At 70.7% G+C, this 17,146-nt stretch carries 15 protein-coding genes; 7 read left to right on the top strand and 8 right to left on the bottom strand.

The genetic code is table 11. The features are described 5' to 3' along the window. Positions 1–111: 111 nt before the first annotated feature. Entirely contained in the window at positions 112–3,741 is a 3,630-nt protein-coding gene (locus tag AMYNI_RS47080; protein ID WP_020667219.1) for a GH116 family glycosyl hydrolase, read from the top strand. An 11-nt stretch (positions 3,742–3,752) separates the two neighbouring features. Here AMYNI_RS47080 and AMYNI_RS0106710 read toward each other — a convergent pair whose 3' ends face one another. Then, positions 3,753–4,724 carry a polyprenyl synthetase family protein gene (locus AMYNI_RS0106710; protein ID WP_020667220.1) on the bottom strand — a complete coding sequence of 324 codons (972 nt, stop codon included), beginning with the start codon at positions 4,722–4,724 and terminating at the stop codon, positions 3,753–3,755. Between the two features lie 105 nt (positions 4,725–4,829). Continuing rightward, positions 4,830–6,080, bottom strand: a complete 1,251-nt coding sequence (locus AMYNI_RS0106715) for a cytochrome P450 family protein (RefSeq protein WP_020667221.1) — start codon at positions 6,078–6,080, stop codon at positions 4,830–4,832. 346 nt (positions 6,081–6,426) lie between these two features. Here AMYNI_RS0106715 and AMYNI_RS0106720 point away from each other — a divergent pair, with 346 nt between their 5' ends. Next, positions 6,427–7,593 carry a S1 family peptidase gene (locus tag AMYNI_RS0106720; RefSeq protein WP_026360120.1) on the top strand — a complete coding sequence of 389 codons (1,167 nt, stop codon included), beginning with the start codon at positions 6,427–6,429 and terminating at the stop codon, positions 7,591–7,593. Between the two features lie 58 nt (positions 7,594–7,651). Here the strand turns inward: AMYNI_RS0106720 and AMYNI_RS0106725 are convergent, their stop codons facing one another. Both AMYNI_RS0106725 and AMYNI_RS0106730 read right to left on the bottom strand, forming a co-directional pair. After that, positions 7,652–7,855 (bottom strand): hypothetical protein, encoded by a 204-nt coding sequence (locus tag AMYNI_RS0106725; RefSeq protein ID WP_020667223.1) that lies wholly within the window; start codon positions 7,853–7,855, stop codon positions 7,652–7,654. Further along, positions 7,852–9,264 carry an amidase gene (locus tag AMYNI_RS0106730; protein WP_020667224.1) on the bottom strand — a complete coding sequence of 471 codons (1,413 nt, stop codon included), beginning with the start codon at positions 9,262–9,264 and terminating at the stop codon, positions 7,852–7,854. The genes AMYNI_RS0106725 and AMYNI_RS0106730 overlap by 4 nt, the downstream gene beginning before the upstream one ends. Before the next feature lie 64 nt (positions 9,265–9,328). On the opposite strand from AMYNI_RS0106730, the gene AMYNI_RS43835 reads away from it, so the two are divergent. The 4 genes from AMYNI_RS43835 (at position 9,329) to AMYNI_RS0106750 (ending at position 12,159) form a co-directional block, all read left to right on the top strand. Continuing rightward, positions 9,329–9,751 carry a MerR family transcriptional regulator gene (locus AMYNI_RS43835; RefSeq protein WP_020667225.1) on the top strand — a complete coding sequence of 141 codons (423 nt, stop codon included), beginning with the start codon at positions 9,329–9,331 and terminating at the stop codon, positions 9,749–9,751. A gap of 10 nt (positions 9,752–9,761) precedes the next feature. Next, positions 9,762–10,580 (top strand): class I SAM-dependent methyltransferase, encoded by an 819-nt coding sequence (locus AMYNI_RS0106740; RefSeq protein WP_020667226.1) that lies wholly within the window; start codon positions 9,762–9,764, stop codon positions 10,578–10,580. 69 nt (positions 10,581–10,649) lie between these two features. Beyond that, positions 10,650–11,354, top strand: a complete 705-nt coding sequence (locus AMYNI_RS0106745) for a TetR/AcrR family transcriptional regulator (protein ID WP_020667227.1) — start codon at positions 10,650–10,652, stop codon at positions 11,352–11,354. Between the two features lie 70 nt (positions 11,355–11,424). Continuing rightward, the gene (locus tag AMYNI_RS0106750) at positions 11,425–12,159 is read left to right on the top strand and encodes an SDR family oxidoreductase (protein ID WP_020667228.1); all 735 of its coding nucleotides are present in this window, start codon (positions 11,425–11,427) and stop codon (positions 12,157–12,159) included. Here the strand turns inward: AMYNI_RS0106750 and AMYNI_RS0106755 are convergent. Further along, on the bottom strand, positions 12,156–13,376 hold the full coding sequence (locus AMYNI_RS0106755; protein ID WP_020667229.1) for an alpha/beta hydrolase: 1,221 nt from the start codon (positions 13,374–13,376) through the stop codon (positions 12,156–12,158). The two genes, AMYNI_RS0106750 and AMYNI_RS0106755, sit on opposite strands and share 4 nt — an antisense overlap. A 167-nt stretch (positions 13,377–13,543) precedes the next feature. Next, a complete protein-coding gene (locus AMYNI_RS0106760) occupies positions 13,544–14,062 on the bottom strand; it encodes a lytic polysaccharide monooxygenase auxiliary activity family 9 protein (protein ID WP_026360121.1) in 519 nt (172 codons plus the stop codon). Between the two features lie 540 nt (positions 14,063–14,602). On the opposite strand from AMYNI_RS0106760, the gene AMYNI_RS0106765 reads away from it, so the two are divergent. After that, positions 14,603–15,355, top strand: a complete 753-nt coding sequence (locus AMYNI_RS0106765; protein ID WP_020667231.1) for a thioesterase II family protein — start codon at positions 14,603–14,605, stop codon at positions 15,353–15,355. A gap of 3 nt (positions 15,356–15,358) precedes the next feature. Here the strand turns inward: AMYNI_RS0106765 and AMYNI_RS0106770 are convergent, their stop codons facing one another. Further along, positions 15,359–15,946, bottom strand: a complete 588-nt coding sequence (locus AMYNI_RS0106770) for a TIGR03086 family metal-binding protein (protein WP_020667232.1) — start codon at positions 15,944–15,946, stop codon at positions 15,359–15,361. A 3-nt stretch (positions 15,947–15,949) separates the two neighbouring features. After that, a complete protein-coding gene (locus AMYNI_RS0106775) occupies positions 15,950–16,951 on the bottom strand; it encodes a sigma-70 family RNA polymerase sigma factor (protein ID WP_020667233.1) in 1,002 nt (333 codons plus the stop codon). Positions 16,952–17,146: the final 195 nt, after the last annotated feature.

Consider the following 17,146-nt stretch of genomic DNA (forward strand, 5'->3'; position numbering starts at 1 on the left):
GTTTCCGGGCGTGCTCTGGACGGCCGGGCGGGAAGGTCGTATGTTGATCTGAGAAATCGATTACTCGGTCCCCGCCGGAGTTCTCGGCTGGCCTCAGCGTGGAGGCGGCAGATGTCCAGTTCGGTCCCTGAAGCGAGCCCGGAAAACCCGTCCGAGTGCTGCCCCGGCGGTGCGTGCGGACCGCAGGACGGGCCGTCCCGGCGCACTTTCCTCACGCTCGGCCTGACCGGTCTCGGCATGGTCGCCGCGCCTTCCGGGGTGGCCGCGGCGCTCGGCCTCGACCCGCGGGGCCTGGTCGTGGTCCCGGCGGAGAAGAACCTCTCCCCCGAGGTGGTGCGGAACCTGTTCGCGCGGGGCACGCCCACCGAGTACACCGGCGAGGCACTGCGGCGGATCGGCATGCCGGTCGGCGGCGGCTGCACCGGGCAGGTCTACCTCGCCGGCGACGGCAGGCTGTGGGCCTGGGACATCTTCAACCCCGGCTCGTTCCCGCTCGGCGGCGCGGCTTTCGAGGGCCCGCACTACACGCGGCCGCTGGAGGTGAGCTCACCTTTCCGGCAGGGCTTCACCCTGCGCACCACCAGCCGAGGCCGCACGCAGGACCGGACGCTGGACGAGACCGGCTTTCCCGATGTCCGCTTCACCGGCCGGTACCCGATCGGCACGACCACGTACCGCGCGCCGGACAGTCCGGTCGAGGTGACCCGGGAGACCTTCTCGCCGTTCATCCCGCTGTCCGTCACTGACTCGACGGTGCCGGCCACCGTGCTGGCTTTCACCGTGCGCAACACCTCGCGCTCTTCGGTGCGGGTGGAACTGGCCGGTACCGCGGAGAACCCGGTGTGCCCGGCGACCCGGCGCCAGCAGCCCGTCCTGCTGCACGCCGAGGCCTATTCGGGTGACGGGCTGCGCGGGGTCGAGTTCTCCGCGGCCGACGACACGTCACCGCAGAACGAGGACATCCTGTTCGAGGACTGGGAATCCGGTTTCGGGGACTGGACTGCGACCGGCACCGCGTTCGGGGACGGCCCGGTGCGGCCGGCCGAACTGCCCGCCGAGTTGCGGCGGTTCGGTGACCTGACGATCTCCGGTGCCCGGTTCGTCACCTCGCACGACTTCCGCGGCGGCACCGGCGACGCCGCCACCGGCACCTTGACCAGCCGGGAGTTCACCATCGAACGGCGCTATGCCGCGGTTTCCGTCGGCGGCGGCGACCAGCCGGGCCGAACCTGCGTGAACGTGCTGGTGGACGGTGCGGTGGTGGCGTCGGCGACCGGTTCGGACAGCGAGCCGATGGTGGCCCGCACGCTCGACCTCGGCGAGTACGCCGGCCGGACCGCGCGCATCGAGCTGGTGGACCGGTCGAGCGGCCCGTGGGGGCACCTCAACGTGGACTCGATCGTCTTCACCGATGTGCCGGACATCCTGTTCGAGGACTGGGAATCCGGCGGCTACCGGAACTGGACGGTGGCCGGGGACGCGTTCGGCGCGGGACCGGTCGCCCCGGCCGACACCCCCGACTACTTCCGCCGCCCGGTGGGCGAGGTCAACGACCTGAACGTGTCCGGCACCCGGTTCGTCACCTCGCACAACTACCGCGACGGCGGCAACGCCGACGACTACCGGGGCAGGCTGACCAGCCGCGAGTTCACCATCGAACGGCGCTACGTCACGGCCTGGGTCGGCGGCGGCGGGCGTCCCGGAACGGCCGGGGTGCACGTACTGGTCGGCGACGAGGTGGTGGCCGGGTTCACCGGCACCGACCAGGAGCCGCTGAGCGCCACCTCCCTGGACGTTGGTGCCTGGGCCGGGCGGCGCGCCAGGATCGAGATCGTCGACGAGGCCACCGGCGGCTGGGGGCACGTGAACGTCGACCGGATCCTGTTCAGCGACCGTCCGGTCCGCCGCCGTCCGCTGGCGGACTGCCCCGACTTCGGCACCTTTTCCTTGGCAGCGCTGGAAAACTCGGCGGCGACCGAAGTGGACGGTGCGGAAGGGGCGACGGTGGCGGTGCCGTTCACCCTGGCGCCCGGCCGCTCGCGCACGGTCCGGTTCGCACTCGGCTGGCACTTCCCCACTCCCGCGCCCGGCCTGTTCTCCTGGCTGGACGACGGCCCCACCTTGAAGCACCACTACAACACCCGCTTCGCCGGCGCGGACGCCGTGCTCCGATGGCTCGCGAAGGACCGCGTCCGCCTGGAGGACAAGACCCGCTCGTGGGTGCGGACCTGGTACGAGGATTCTTCGCTGCCGCACTGGTTCCTGGAGCGCACCCTGTCCACCGCGTCCACACTGGCCACCAGCACCTGCTTCCGGTTCGACAACGGCCGGTTCTACGCCTGGGAGGGCATCTACTGCTGCGCCGGCACCTGCGGGCACGTCTGGAACTACGCGCAGTCGGTCGCCAGGTTGTTCCCCGAGCTCGAACGGGACACCAGGCAGCGGGTCGACCTCGGCCTGGCCATGCTGCCCACCGGCGAGATCAAGAACCGCGGCGAAGCCGGCGAAGGCTGGTTCGCGGACGGGCAGTGCGGCACGATCCTGCGGGTCTACCGCGAGCACCAGATGTCCCCAGACGACGGTTTCCTGCGCCGGGTGTGGCCGAACCTGCGCACCGCGCTGGACTGGGTGGTCCGCGCGGACGGGGACGGCGACGGAATACTCGAAGGCAGCCAGTGGAACACCCTGGACGCCCAGTGGTTCGGCGAGGTGCCGTGGATCAGCGGGCTGTACGTCGCCGCCCTGCGCGCCGGCGCCGCGATGGCGCGGGAGGTGGGCGACACCGCGGCCGCGCAGCGGTACGACGAGCTGGCCGAGCGCGGGTCCGATCAGCTCGCGACCGAGCTGTGGAACGAGCGGTACGGCTACTTCTTCCACCGCGTCGACCCGGCGCATCCGACTTCGGTGAACTCCAACCGGGGCTGCTATCTCGACCAGCTATACGGGCAGACCTACGCCCACCAGCTCGGACTGCCGCGGGTGTTTCCCGAAGACAAGACGAAAACCGCGCTGCGCAACATCTTCCGCTACAACTTCCTGCCCGATCCGGCCGGGCACACGGCACCCGGCATCCCGCGTGGCCGGGTCTACGCGGACTCCGGCGAGCCCGGCACGCTGATGTGCACCTGGCCGAACGGCGGTTCCACGGAGACCGGCCAGGACGGTCCGGTCGGCTACTTCAACGAGGTCTGGACCGGGCAGGAGTACGAGTTCGCCGCGCACCTGTTCGCCGAGGGCCTGAGCACCGAGGCGCTCGCCGTCACCAAGGCCGTCGACGACCGGTACTCGGCCGGGAAACGCAACCCCTACAACGAGATCGAGTGCAGCGACCACTACGCGCGGGCGATGATGAGCTACGGCACCTACCTCGCGGCCTGCGGCTACGAGCACCACGGGCCGCGCGGACACCTCGGGTTCTCGCCGAGGCTGACCCCGGAGGACTTCCGCGCCGCGTTCACCACGGCCGAGGGCTGGGGGCTGTACCGGCAGCGGCGCGAGGGCGGGCGGCAGACCAGCACCGTCGAGCTGCGCCACGGACGGCTGCGGCTGCGCACCTTCGCCGTCGAAGTACCGGGTTCGGTGACTTCGGCAGAGATCACCGAGAACGCCGTGAACGGCACAGTACGACCTCCGTTCACCACGGCCGCCGGGGTGACCGGCACCAGGGTGCTGTTCACCCTGCCGCACGAGCTGGTGCTCACCGAAGGCGACAGGTTCGAGGTGACGGTTTCAGCCGGTTGAAGCCCCGGTCGTCAGCAGACGCGATCCAGCACGAAGTCGCAGAGCTCGGCGAGCGAGGCGCGGGCCGGGACGTCCGGCAGTTCGAACAGCAGGTCCCTGGCCAGCCCCACCCGCCGCAGCGCCTCCTGGCGCGCCCGGTCGAGCCCCGGCGACTCCCGCAGCAGGGTCAGCGATTCGGCCCGCGCCAACGGTTCCCGTACCGCGCCCGACTCGACCAGCTCGCGCAGCCGGTCCGCGCCAGGCTCCGCCAGCGCGTACAGCACGGGCAGGGTGACGATGCCCTCGCGCAGGTCCGTGCCCGGTTCCTTGCCGAGCTCGGTGGCCTGTGCGGAGATGTCCAGCAGGTCGTCGGTGATCTGGAAGGCCACTCCGAGCAGTTCACCGTACTGACCGAGCAGGTCGACCACGTACGGCTCGGCTTCGCTGACCGTCGCACCGAGCACCACGGCCATCGAGATCAGCGAAGCGGACTTGTCCGCCATCACCCGCAGGCAGTGCTCGATCGCGTCGGTGTCGCCGGTGGCACCGACCGTCTCGTCGATCTGCCCCTTGACCAGCCGGCTCAGCGTCTGCACCTGGAGCCGCATCGCCTTGTCGCCGAGGGTCGCGCCGAGACCGGCCGCCCTGGCCAGCAGGTAGTCCCCCAGCAGAACCGCAATCGTGTTGCTCCAGCGGGTATTCGCCGTCTCCACCCCGTGCCGGAGCTTCGCCTCGTCCATCACGTCGTCGTGGTAGAGCGTGCCGACGTGCACCAGCTCGGCAATCACCGCGGCCGTCACGACCTGGTCGCTCTCCCGCTTGCCGAAGCTGGACCCGAGCAGCACCAGCAACGGGCGCAAGCGTTTGCCCCCGGCTTCGATCAGGTGGGTCGCGGCCTCGGTGACGAACGGGTTGCGGGTATCGGTGAGGACTTCCCGCAGCCGCCGCTCGACCTCGTCGAGCTGGGCCGCGAACTCTGCCGGTTTGGCGATCTCCGTCGTCATATCCCCCACTTTGCCCGGATCGTGCGGCGTTCGCACCGACCTTCCGCGGGAACGTCTCCCTCCCGGGTATGACCCCAGGGGGAGACCTTCCCCGTCACGGTGCCTTCAGAGCCGCACGGGCAGCGCGGCCAGCTGCCAGCTCCCCGGGTTGGGCCCGCGCCGCAGGTCCGCCGGGTCGACGGCGAGCGCGAGCCCGGGGAAACGGCGCAGCACCACCCCGAAGGCTACCTCCCCCTCCTGACGGGCCAGTGCCGCGCCGAGGCAGTAATGCGGACCGTGCCCGAAACCGACGTGGGTCTCGCGGCGCCGGTCCGGATCGCGGGTGAGATCGAGCCGGTCCGGATCACCGAAGGCCCGCGGGTCGTGGTTGGCCGCCGCGAGCACCGGCATCAGCGCCTCGCCCCGGCGCACCGGCATGCCGCCGATCTCGAGGTCCTCGGTCGCGTACCGGAAGCTCGTGCCGATGGCGGGGCCGCACCAGCGCATCAGCTCGTGCACCGCGCGGGGCAGCAGCCCGGGGTCGTCCCGCAGCAGGGCGAGCTGCCCGGGGTGGGTGAGCAGGGCCGCCATCCCGTTGCCGATCAGGTGCGCGGTGGTCTCGTGCCCGGCCGTCACCAACGAGACCACCATGGTGACCAATTCGATGTCGCTCAGCCGGTCGCCGTCCTCGTCCTGCGCCCTGATCAGCTCGGAGATGAGGTCCTCCGCCGGTTCCGCGCGCCGCAGGCCGATCAGCTCGCGGGTGTCGTCGACAAGGCCGCGCACGCCTTCGGCCATGCCAGGCCCGAGGCCCGGCGCGATCAGGGCACTCAATTCCCGCCACCGTGGACGGTCGGCCTCCGGCACGCCCACCAGCTCGCAGATCACCGTGATCGGCAGCGGGTAGGCGAAGTCGCGGAGCAGGTCGGTCACGCCGTCCTCGGCGAGGCCCGGCAGTTCGTCCAGCAAGCCCTCGGTGATCTGCTCGACCCGTGGCCGCAGCTCCGCGACCCGGCGCGCGGTGAACGCGCGGGAGACGAGCCTGCGCAGCCGGGCGTGGTCGGCGCCGTCGAAGCCGGACATGGTGGCGCGCAGGTAGGGCACGTAGTCCTCGTCGATCCCGCCGGCCAGCAGCATCTGCCCGGTCAGGTCCGGCACGTCCGCGCCGGGCACGGCGGCCGCGCTGGCGACGAACCGCGGGTCGTTCATCACCAGCTTGACGTCCTCATACCTGGTGACGAGCCACATCGGGTCGAGGCCGGGAATGACCCCGCGGGTCAGCGGCGCCCGTTCCCTGAGCCCGCCGTAGGCGCCGAAGGGGTCCTTGAGCAGTTCCGGGTCCAGCAGGCTGAAGGTCTCCGGTCCGGTGGTGGTCATGGCTTGGCCTCACATCCCGAGTTTCACATGGTCTGACCATCTGGATGTTCAGCGTATCTCAACCCGAGGCACTGGACGCGGGGAGTTCGCCCGACGCGAACCTGCCGCACCACGGGACGACCGCCGGACACCATTACCGGCAGGAAAAATGTGACAGGAATGCACAAGCCGCTGAACTAGACGAAAGTACGGCGTCCACAACAGACCCTACTTTCGACGGTACACCCGGCTGACCGGCACTTCTAACCTTCGAATTGTCGAGGCGATCCGTTCGGACCCGTCACCCCCTCTTTTCGTTTTCCCGCATTCCTCGGCACTCCAACCCCTGCACCGAAGGAAAAGTCGAATGCGAATTCGTAGCCCCCTTGCGCTTTCCCTGCTGAGTATCTGTGCCGTTGCCGGCACGCTCAGCCCGTCGGCGACCGCCGCCACAGCACCCGGCTCCGGCTACGACCGGACGATGCTCGAGGTGCTGGCCGACCGGCTGCACAGCTCCCCCGAGCAGGCCGCGCGGCAGCTCGACCGCGAAAAGGACCTGATCTCCGCGCTGGACGGCGTGCACTCGCGGGGGGTGCGCACCGCGGGGGCGTTCTTCGACGGCACCGGCGCACTGGTGGTGAACGCGCCGGACGCGGGTGCCGCGCAGGCGCTGCGCTCGGCCGGCCTGAGCCCGCGGATCGGGGTGCGCGGCGAGCAGGCGCTCGACGCGCTGAACGATTCGGTCGGCGCCGCGATCGGTAAGGACGTCGGTCAGGTGCAGTCCTGGGGGCCGGACGTGGCCGCGGACCGGGTCGTGGTCACCGTCGCGCCGGATGCCGGCGCCGGGCTGGTGGCCCGGCTCTCCGCGATCAGCGGGGTCACCGTCCGGACTGGACCCGCCGGTGGCGACGCGCCCACCGCGGACGTGATCGGCGGGCAGATCATGGACCTCGACCCCGGCACCAACTGCTCGCTCGGCTTCCCCGGCACCAGGGGTAACGGTGACAACGTGCTGCTCACCGCCGGGCACTGCGTGGAAGGCAACCCGGACATCCTGGACCGCAACGGCACGCACATCGGCAAGGGCGTCGCCACCCGCTTCCCGTCCGTCGACATGGGACTGATGGACATCGACGCCGAGGACACCGGCCGCGGCTACATCGACACCCGCAAGGGCACCACGGTGCGCGTCACCGGCAGCTCGAAGGCCCCGGTCGGCAGCACGCTGTGCAAGGCGGGCAACACCACCGGCTGGACCTGCGGCACGGTCAGCGCCTACAACCAGACCGTGCGCTACAGCGGGGAAAGCGTCGCGACCACCGGGCTGGCCAGGTCCACCGTGTGCACCGAGGGCGGCGACAGCGGCGGCGCCTACATCGCCGGCAACACCGCGCAGGGCATGACCTCGGGCGGCCCGTCCGACGGCCACGACTGCGGGTGGAACCAGGGCTCGAACGCCACCGGCTCGTACTCCTACTACCAGCCCGTGGTGGACGCGGCGAACTACTACGGCGTGACCCTCACCCGTTCGTAATCGTCGGAAATCGTGTGGAAAGTGTCGTCCGGGAACTCCGGGCGACACTTTCCACGTACTACCATTCGACTATTCGCGCGTCGGCGAAGAAACGCTGGGCGGAGTCGGCATAACGAGCGGAGCGCAGTTCGTAAAGCGCGTCCACCGCGGCCCGTTGCGCCGGATAGGCCGCGGCGAGCGCGGCCGCCTCGTGCTCATCGGCGGGCAGCGCGGCCGCGGACAGCAGGACACGCACCGCGGCGACCGCCTCTTCGCCCGTCATCGGCTCACCTCCGCGTCGATTCCAGCGTCGATTCCGGCCGGCGTCCGCAGGTGCCAGTCGGTTCGTCGCTGGAAGGCGTCCCCGGCACGCAGGATCGACGCTTCGCCGAACGCGGGACCGGCGAGTTGCAGCGACAGCGGGAGCCCGTCCCCGGTGAAGCCCATCGGCACCGCCAGCACCGGGCAGCCCACGCTGTTCCAGTAGGGCGTGTTGAGCAACGGGTAGAGCTGCCGATGATCCAAGGTCGCCAAAGCGGGCGCACCCACCGACGCAGTGGGACAGGCGATCACGTCCACCTCGGTGAACAGCTTCGCGAGCGCGTCCTGCGCGACCCGGCGCACCCGTTGCGCCTGTACGTAGTCCGCGCCGGAGAACAGCGCCCCGGTGGCGACCAGCCCGCGGGTGGCGGGGAAGAAGTCCTGCCAGCGTCGCGAAAGCTCGTGCCGGTGATAGGCGAGCGCTTCACTGGTCGAAATAACGAACAACGCGGTGTCCATCTCGCGCCGGTACGGCAGCGAGACCTCCACCGGAGTAGCGCCGAGAGCGGTGAACTCCGCGACCGCGGCCTCGAAAGCACTGGCCAGCGCGGGGTCGGCGTCCGGCGGGAAGTGCCCTTCCCACACGACGCCGACCCGCAGGCCGGTGAGGTCACCGTCGAACCCAGGAGCGGTGAACCCGGCGTGCACGCTGTCCGGGTCGCTGGCGTGCCACCCGGCCAGCGCCTCCAGCACCGCGGCGCAGTCGCGGGCGCTGCGGGCCAGCGGGCCGACCCGGTCCAGGCTGAACCCCATCGGCACACAGCCCGACTTCGGCACCAGGCCGAAGGTGGGCATCAGCCCGGTCACCCCGCAGAACGCGGCCGGCATCCGGATGCTGCCCCCGGTGTCCGAACCGAGGCCGGCCGCGAACATCCCGCTCGCCACCCCGGCCGCGGTACCGGAACTCGAACCGCCGGCCCAGTGTTCCGGCCGCCACGGGTTGCGCGGGACCGGGAACGGTTTCGTCTCGTCCGGCGTGCCGCAGCCGAACTCCATCAGGCTGGTCTTGCCGGTGATCACCGCGCCGGCGGCCTTCAGCCTGGTCACCACCGGGGCGTCCTTGGCCGCGCCCCACGAGCGTTCGAGGATCAGGCTCTGCGCCGTGGTCGGCCCTTCCGCCATCGCGGCCATATCCTTGACGCCAAAGGGAATTCCCTGCAGCGGGCCGCGGTCCAGGCCGGCCGCCAGTTCCCGGTCCGCCCGTTCGGCCGCCTGCATGGCGAGCTCGTCGAACCGGGTGAGGTAAACGCCCAGCAGGCCGTCGAGCCGATCCGCGGTGGCGATCGCGGCCTCGGTGAGCCCGGTGCTGGTCACCTCCCCGTTCCGCAGCGCGCGAGCGGTTCCGGTCAGTGTCCGTGTTTCGTCGATCATGCCCCACCTCCAGTTACTTAGGTGAGCCTTGCCTACTCAACCTGGGTTGAGGTCCAATGTTGTGATGGACGCCCCACTTTCGATAGGAGACACCGCGGCCCGCTTCCAGCTCGCCGTTTCGACCCTGCACTACTGGGAGCGCCGCGGCCTGATCGAACCCTGGCGGCGCGGTGGGCGGCGCTATTTCGACCAGGAGCAGCTGTACCGGATCGCCCTGATCCGGCTCTGGCGCGACACCGCCTCGATGAGCCTGGACGACATCGCCGCGGTGCTGGCGGGCCGGGACTGGCGCCGGACCGTGACGGCCAGGGTCGCCGCCATCGATACGCGCATCACCGAACTGGGCGCCGCGCGCGAATATCTGAGCTACCTGCTGAACTGCACCCGGGACAATCCGCTCACCGAATGCGAGCGACTGCGCTCGGAGGTGCGGGTGCCGGAAGCGGGCACGCGGACGGCGGTGTCCCGGCAGCGCACCCGCCGCTAACGTCGGCGCGATGACCACCGCGGAACAGGCGAAGGCGAAGTACGACCAGCTCGCCGACCGGTACGAGGAAATCTTCTTCTACGTCGCCGACCTCGGCGAGCGGCTGGTCGATTTCGCCCGTCCGCCAAGGGAAGCGCGGACGCTGGATGTCGGCGCGGGACGCGGGGCGGTGGCCCGTGCGGCGCTCGCCGCCGGCTGCGCGGTCACCGCGATCGACGCGTCGCCGCGGATGGTCGAAAGGCTGGTCGCCGACCATCCCGAAATCACCGGGCGCACCATGGACGCGGCGCGGCTGGAGTTCCCGGACAGTTCCTTCGACCTGGTGACCGCCGGGTTCGTGGTGCAGATCCTGGCCGATCCGGCCGGGGCGCTGGCCGAGGCGCACCGGGTGCTGGCGCCGGGCGGCACGATCGCGTTGTCCCTGGAAACACAGGGAATGGGCCGGATGACCTGGCTTCAGGACCTGAGCACGGAGTTCTTCGCCGCCGCCCAGAGCGCCGAGCCCACCGAACCCAGTGACCCCACAGAAGACACAGAAGACACGGCGACGGGCCCGATGACCCATCAGCACCTCGACGCCCTGCTCGAAGCCGCCGGTTTCACCGGCCTGGCGCAGCGGTCGGTGGCGATGCCGCTGACGATTCCCGATCCGCCCGCGCTGTGGGACTGGTTGATCCCGCGCGGCCTTGCCGAAGCGGTGGCGGTTCTGCCGCCCGAGCGGGCCGAGCTGTTCCACCAGCGCTTCCTGGCGGAAGCCGGCCGGATGCACGAAGAGGGCGGCATCATCCTCGACTTCGCCGCGACCCTGCACCGGGCGGAACGTCGCTAACAAGATTCAGGCAAGAGTGCTACGCCACAAACGTAGCTTCGATACCATTCGAGTGTTAACGTTGTTCCCGTGAGTACGAGAACACGGATCCTGGAGGCGGCGGCCGCGCTGCTCGCCGACTCCCCGATCGCGGATGTGTCCACCCGCGCGGTCTGCGAGGCCGCCGGGGTCGGCGCACCCGCCCTGTACCGGCAGTTCGGCGACAAGGAGGGCCTGCTCTCCGCGGTCGTCGACTACGGCTTCGAGCAGTACCTGTCCGTCAAGCGGGCGGCGAAACCGTCCGCGGACCCGGTGCGCGATCTGCGGGCCGGGTGGGACAGCCATATCGCCTTCGCGGTCGACCACCCCAGCTACTACCGGCTGATGTACTCCCCCGCCGTCCGGACCCCGCCCGAAACCGCCGCCGAGGCGCACCGGCTGCTGGTCGCGACGCTGGAACGCTGTGCCGCGGCCGGCCGGCTCCGCGTCTCCCCGGAGACCGCGGCGCAGATGATCATGGCGGCCAACGTCGGCATGGCGCTGATGCTGGTCAGCCGCACGGACACCTACGATCCGGAGGTCTCCAGCCGGCTCCGCGACGCCGTGCACGCGCAGGTGCTGACGCCCGCGAGCAAGGGGGAAAAACCGGCTGTCGGGAAAACCGACAGGCGCAGCCTGGCCGCGGCACTTTGCACGATGCTGCGCGAGCCTGCACCGGAAACCTTCAGCGCCGCGGAGGTCACCCTGTTCCGCGAATGGCTGACCCGGCTCTCGGACGCCCCCGCGCACGACTGAAACCACCACCGAACCACGGTCGCCGCGGTCTGCGACGACCGGCGACCCAGCACACCCCGAGGAGCCCATCATGAGCACCAACACCCGAGTCGCGATCGTCACCGGCGGATCGCGCGGCATCGGCCGCCGGACCGCCGAGCGCCTCGCCGCCGACGGTTTCGCCGTCGTCGTGAACTACGCGGGCAACGAGGCCGCGGCCGCCGAAGCCGTGGAAGCCATCACCGGCGAGGGCGGCCAGGCCGTCGCAGTGCGCGCCGATGTGGCCGAAGCAGCCGAAGTCGAGGCGCTGTTCGACACCGCCGAGCGGACCTTCGGCGGGGTCGACGTGGTCGTGCACTGCGCCGGGGTGCTGTACCTGTCCCCGATCGCCGAAGTGGACCTCGACGCCCTGGACCGCATGCACCGCACCAACATCCGCGGCACCTTCGTGGTGGACCAGCAGGCCGCCCGCCGGGTCCGCGGCGGCGGGGCGATCATCAACTTCTCCACCTCGGCCGGAAAACTGGCCATACCCGGCTACGCCCCCTACGCCGCGACCAAGGCCGCGGTGGAGGCGATGGGCCTGATCCTGGCCCGCGAGCTGCGCGGCCGCGACATTACGGTGAACACCGTTGCCCCCGGCCCGACCGCCACCGCGCTCTTCCTCGACGGGAAGGACGAGGCGACCGTCGCCAGGATGGCTGGCCAGTCTCCGCTGGAGCGCCTCGGCGAGCCCGGCGACATCGCCGAGGTCGTCGCCTTCCTCGCCGGACCGGGACGCTGGATCAACGGCCAGGTCATCAGGGCCAACGGCGGAATCGTCTAGCGCCCGTCCTGAACGACACCGTCCTGAACGACACCGAAGAAAACGACACCGAAGAACGAGGCCATCCGGTCGCGCACCGCGGGCACCGACACCGCGGGGTCGATCGGGCCGATCAGCGCGTCCCGGTCGGCCGCGCTCATCAACCCGGCCGCCGCCAGCTGCGGGGCCATGCTCGAAAAGTCGGTGAAGACGTGGTGCGCGGCCTTGTCCAGTTGCACCCGGTGCAACCAGCCTCGCCGGTTGTGCACCGCCGCCGACCAGGAGCGCTCGATGTCCTCGTCCCGGCCGAACTCCGAGCCGAACAGCAGCAGCGGCCGGTCCGTGCCGTGCTCGGCGACCCCGAACAGTTCGGCCGGCTCTCCCGGCCTTGCCGGCGGGTAGTTCAGGTTGCCGTCCAGGTCGGCGGCCGCGTCGATCCGGCGATCCCGGTACAACGACTCGGCCGCGATCGACCCGCCGGCGGAATGCCCGTACGCCCCGACGCGATCCAGATCCAGCGCTTCGGCGAGTCCGGGCGGCAACGCCCGCTGTTCTGCGTCCGGGTTCCGCCCGGACGCCAGCACGGCCAGCTCATCGAGCACGAACGCGGTGTCGGCCAGCCTGGTCGCCCCCGCGGTGCGGATGGTCTGCGGCGCCTGCGCCGGATCCGTCGGCAGCTCGATCGTCCGCACCCGCCCGCCGGGGAACTCGACCTCGCTCGCCTCCCCAGGGTGGTCCACGGTCACCACCACGTGGCCGCGGGAGGCCAGGTCCTCCGCGAGCTGGGTGCCGATGGTGCGGGGGTCACCGAGCCCCGGCGAGTAGAGCAGCACCGGACGGCGTCCTGGTGCCGCCGGAGCGTCGGTGTAGGAGTGCGTTTCCGTCGCGGCCCAGTCCACCTTGCCCTGGGGCAGCTGCGCATGCAGCCCGGTGTCGATCCGCTCGAAGGCGGCCGCCGCACCAGGGGTGAACTGCGGCGCCACCCGGTGACCCGCCGTGCGGCCAGCCGGATAGCGCACGGTGACCATCAGTTCCCTTGTGGCGGCACCGTTCCACGGGTCCGTCCTGGACCCGTCCACCAGATGCAGCGCGGTGGTGCCGACCGGGTACGGGCCGGTCGGCGCGGGCAGGCGGAGGGTGAACCCCGCGTCGTCCCCGGCCGCCGCGGGTACCACCCCGGCCAGCAGCACGGCGGTCAGCAGCCCGGCCAGTACCGGGCCACGCTTGCGAAACCCCATCGCGATCCCCCTGTTCAGTCCTATCTGGACACGATGGGCACAGGATCGCACTCCCCCGGCGCACGGGGCCACCCGGTAAACCCTCATGGCGGGTAGGGAAAACCCCATACCGGGCACGAAAAATGGCGGGCCCGGCACCGCCGTGGTGCCGGGCCTACCGGTGACAGCTAGCCGATCTGCAGGTCGACGCAGGAGTAGAAGGCGTTTCCGGTGTCGGCGATGTTCCAGACGGCCAGCAGCTTCTGCCTGCCGGACGCGTTGCCGAGGTTCACCGAGTGCGAGACGGAGGAGCCAGGGATGGTGCCGCCGTCGTTGAACGAGGCGACCTTGTTGCCGGCGAGGTAGTACTCCCAGGTGCTGGTGCGGTGCCGGACCGTGAGCGTCCAGTTGAACTGCACCTGGCGGCCGACCGAGCTGGCCTTCCAGCCCTTGCTGTCGTCGTTCAGCTCGGCGAACCTGCCCACCCCGCCGTGGCAGCTGCGCAGACCCTTCGGACCTTCGACGCTCTGCGGCTCGTACTTGATGTCGCCGCAGGAGACGGTTCCCCGCGCACACTGCGCCTGCCTGCTCGCCGGGGAGGAGATGTAGCCGTGCGCGCTGGCCGTGGCGGAGGGCATGACCACCATGATCAGTGGAGCGATCCCCACCCCGGCCAATGCGGTGGCCAGCTTTCTTTTCACGTTCACGTCGGCTCCTTCCATCAGAACTTCCGTCCTGAGATGGGTGAACCCCGGGGCGCACCGGGCGCCGATCCCGGGACACGAGGGCCCCACTGCAGGGTGAACGGGATGGTGGAGGGCCGCGAGTCCTCCACCGTGGGGCCCACATCGGCACCGCACTCCCCGAACGCCTGGCACCGGCCAGGCCGGGTCGGAAGGTCTGGCGGGGACTTGGTTTCCCCGTGGTCTCATCGGGCGAACGAGCAGGGCGGAACGGGTCCCCCGGGGACGAAGACCGTCATCATCCGGCCTGGTCGGACTCGGGTTCACCTTGACCAATGTGGTCTAGACCATAAGGCACGAGCATGCTTTTGGTCAAGAGATAACCAACTGTATGGCCAAAAGCTAACCAACATCGCGCGGTTGTGGGTAAACGCTTTCCGTTTTGCCGGGCAACGACATCCGGCCATCGGCACCCTTGTGTCCACAAAGGACTTATTCGCGGATGGTGGCGGACCTGCGCCGGAACGGCTTGAATGGGCGACGGTTCGACGTGAGGGGAGATCAATGACGGTTTCGGCACAGCAGCGGGCCGGCTGGCTGCGGAACTACCATCCGGCACCGGACAGCGCCCGATTGGTGGTGTTCCCACACGCCGGCGGGTCGGCGAGCTACTACTTCCCGCTCTCCGCCGCGCTCGGCCCCGCGGTCGACGTGCACGCGCTGCAGTACCCGGGACGGCAGGACCGCCAGGCCGAGCCGCCGATCGGCGACCTGCGCGAGCTGGCGGACCTGGTCACCGAGGTGGTCCGGCCGCTGACCGGCGGGCCGCTGGCCTTCTTCGGGCACAGCATGGGCGCGACGCTGGCCTTCGAGGTAGCGAGCAGGCTGGAGCGGCGGCACGGCACCGTGCTGTCCCAGCTGTTCGTGTCCGGGCGCCGGGCGCCCTCGCGGGCCAGGGCCGAGAACCTGCACACCCAGGACGACCGGGCGCTGGTCGCCGAGCTCAGCCGGCTCAGCGGCACCGACGCCGACCTGCTCGAAAACGAGGAGCTGCTCAGCCTGATCCTGCCGCCGATGCGCGCCGACTACCGGGCCATCGAGACCTACCGCTGGGACCCCGCCACGCCGATGCTGAACTGCGCCGTCTCGGCCCTGATCGGCGACACGGACCCGAGGGTGGACCAGGACGACGCCGACGCCTGGCGCACGCACACCACCGGCGCGTTCGACCTGGAGACCTATCCAGGCGGCCATTTCTACCTGGCTGACCAGCAGGCCGAGGTCGTCCGCAAGATCACCGGCACGCTGCGCCGGTGATAGTCAGGGCGTCCTGCCCAGAAAAGCGACCAGCCGGTCCGCCGGCCCCGCCAGCGGCGGCGGCTCGACCGGCCCGGCGAACCTGACCGGCCGGTCCGCCTCGCTGACCAGCAGCCCGGACAGCTCCAGCAGTTCCTCGGCCAGTGCCGCCGGAATCGGCCGGTCCCGTCCGCAGGCTCGCGCGACATCCCAGCCGTGCACCGCGACCTCGACCGCGCCGGCGCTGGTCAAGATGCCCGCGGTCAGCGGTGAGCCCGCCACCGAGACCGCGTCCGGCCGTTCGGCGCCGGTCCACGCGCCGAGCAGCCGGCCGGCCCGGTTCCGCAACCCGGCGACCGGGTCACCGCCCGGCCCGGCCTCCGGTTCCGGGGCACTGAGCCCGACCCTGCCCCGCGTACTCGCCTCCAGCAGCGCGATCAGCGAGTCGTCCAGGTGCGCCAGCAACGCGCGCAGGTCCCAGTCCCGGCAAGGCGTGCGATGTGCCAGCACCTCCGGAGTGACGTCGCGCAGACTGCCGAGGGCGTAGCCGATGGCACGTTCCAACAGCGCCACGCCGCCGAGCAGGGGCGACGCGACGCGTTCGCCGTCCACGGTTCACCGACCAGGTCGCGGCGGCTCGTCGGACAGCACCCGCGGCAGGCCGAAGGTGTCCAGCTGCGCCAGGTCGAGGAAGTTCGCGACATGCGTGATCCCGGCCGCGCCGATGGTGAGCACCTGGATGTTGAACGCCCTGTACCGGCCGTCTTCGCGGTCGAGGAAGTAGGTCGCGAACGCGTGCTGGCCGTTCGCCTCGATCGGGACGAGCCGGATCTCCCCGGCGCGGCCGGGGCAGCGCACCTCGAGATGGCGGGCGATGTCCGCACGGCCCAGGTACCACTCGGGGTAGGGCGGCATCTCCCAGACCACGTCCTCGGTGAACAGGGCAACCAGCCGGTCGACGTCCTTGTCCTCGAAAGCGGCCACGTACTTTCCGAGCAGTTCGCGCTGGTCCGCGGCGACCGGCTCGACCACGCTGGTCTCGGTCGGCGAAACCTGCTCGAGCTGCGCCCTGGCCCGCTGCAGCACGCTGTTCACCGCGGTGGTCGAGGTGCCGAGCAGCTCGGCGACTTCGGCGGCCCGCCACTTCAGCACGTCACGCAGGATCAGCACGGCGCGCTGGCGGGGCGGCAGGTGCTGCAAGGCGGCGACCAGTGCAAGCCGGATGCTCTCGCGGGCGACCAGTACCGCCGCCGGGTCGGCCTGTTCGCCGGACACCATGGCGTCCGGGATGGGCTCCAGCCACGGCACTTCGCCCTGCTGCATCAGCGCGTCGTCCGGATCCGCGCTGGACCCGCCGAGCCCGGTGGGCATCGGCCGCCTGCCCCGGCTCTCCAGCGCGGTCAGGCAGGCCGTGGTGGCGATCCGATAGAGCCAGGTGCGCAGGGTGGAACGGCCCTCGAACCGGTCGTAGGCCCGCCAGGCGCGCAGGTAGGTCTCCTGCACCAGGTCCTCGGCGTCGTGCACCGAACCGAGCATGCGGTAGCAGTGCGCGAGCAGTTCGCGGCGGTACGGGTCCGCCAGCTGGAGGAAGTCCTCGTTCACCGGTGCGTTGGTCATCGCTGTCACCTCTCGGGCCCCCACTCGATCGCCGACTCTAGGCGATCCGGGGGTGCTCCGGCCGCCACCAGTACAGACCGGGGAGCCGGGAAAAACTCATCGGTGCGGCCGGGATGACTTTTCGCCGGACCGGACCGGCCGATCCGCAGGTCCGGCGGATGGTTGTCGGCCTCGCGCCGCAGCCGGTACCGTTTC

This window comes from Amycolatopsis nigrescens CSC17Ta-90 (genome assembly GCF_000384315.1).
GTDB lineage: Bacteria > Actinomycetota > Actinomycetes > Mycobacteriales > Pseudonocardiaceae > Amycolatopsis > Amycolatopsis nigrescens.

Excerpts from the sequence above, each read along its gene's own strand:
- AMYNI_RS47080 (WP_020667219.1), top strand. The coding sequence starts at position 112 with ATGTCCAGTTCGGTCCCTGAAGCGAGCCCGGAAAACCCGTCCGAGTGC.
- AMYNI_RS0106710 (WP_020667220.1), bottom strand. The coding sequence starts at position 4,724 with ATGACGACGGAGATCGCCAAACCGGCAGAGTTCGCGGCCCAGCTCGAC.
- AMYNI_RS0106715 (WP_020667221.1), bottom strand. The coding sequence starts at position 6,080 with ATGACCACCACCGGACCGGAGACCTTCAGCCTGCTGGACCCGGAACTG.
- AMYNI_RS0106720 (WP_026360120.1), top strand. The coding sequence starts at position 6,427 with ATGCGAATTCGTAGCCCCCTTGCGCTTTCCCTGCTGAGTATCTGTGCC.
- AMYNI_RS0106725 (WP_020667223.1), bottom strand. The coding sequence starts at position 7,855 with ATGACGGGCGAAGAGGCGGTCGCCGCGGTGCGTGTCCTGCTGTCCGCG.
- AMYNI_RS0106730 (WP_020667224.1), bottom strand. The coding sequence starts at position 9,264 with ATGATCGACGAAACACGGACACTGACCGGAACCGCTCGCGCGCTGCGG.
- AMYNI_RS43835 (WP_020667225.1), top strand. The coding sequence starts at position 9,329 with ATGGACGCCCCACTTTCGATAGGAGACACCGCGGCCCGCTTCCAGCTC.
- AMYNI_RS0106740 (WP_020667226.1), top strand. The coding sequence starts at position 9,762 with ATGACCACCGCGGAACAGGCGAAGGCGAAGTACGACCAGCTCGCCGAC.
- AMYNI_RS0106750 (WP_020667228.1), top strand. The coding sequence starts at position 11,425 with ATGAGCACCAACACCCGAGTCGCGATCGTCACCGGCGGATCGCGCGGC.
- AMYNI_RS0106755 (WP_020667229.1), bottom strand. The coding sequence starts at position 13,376 with ATGGGGTTTCGCAAGCGTGGCCCGGTACTGGCCGGGCTGCTGACCGCC.
- AMYNI_RS0106765 (WP_020667231.1), top strand. The coding sequence starts at position 14,603 with ATGACGGTTTCGGCACAGCAGCGGGCCGGCTGGCTGCGGAACTACCAT.
- AMYNI_RS0106775 (WP_020667233.1), bottom strand. The coding sequence starts at position 16,951 with ATGACCAACGCACCGGTGAACGAGGACTTCCTCCAGCTGGCGGACCCG.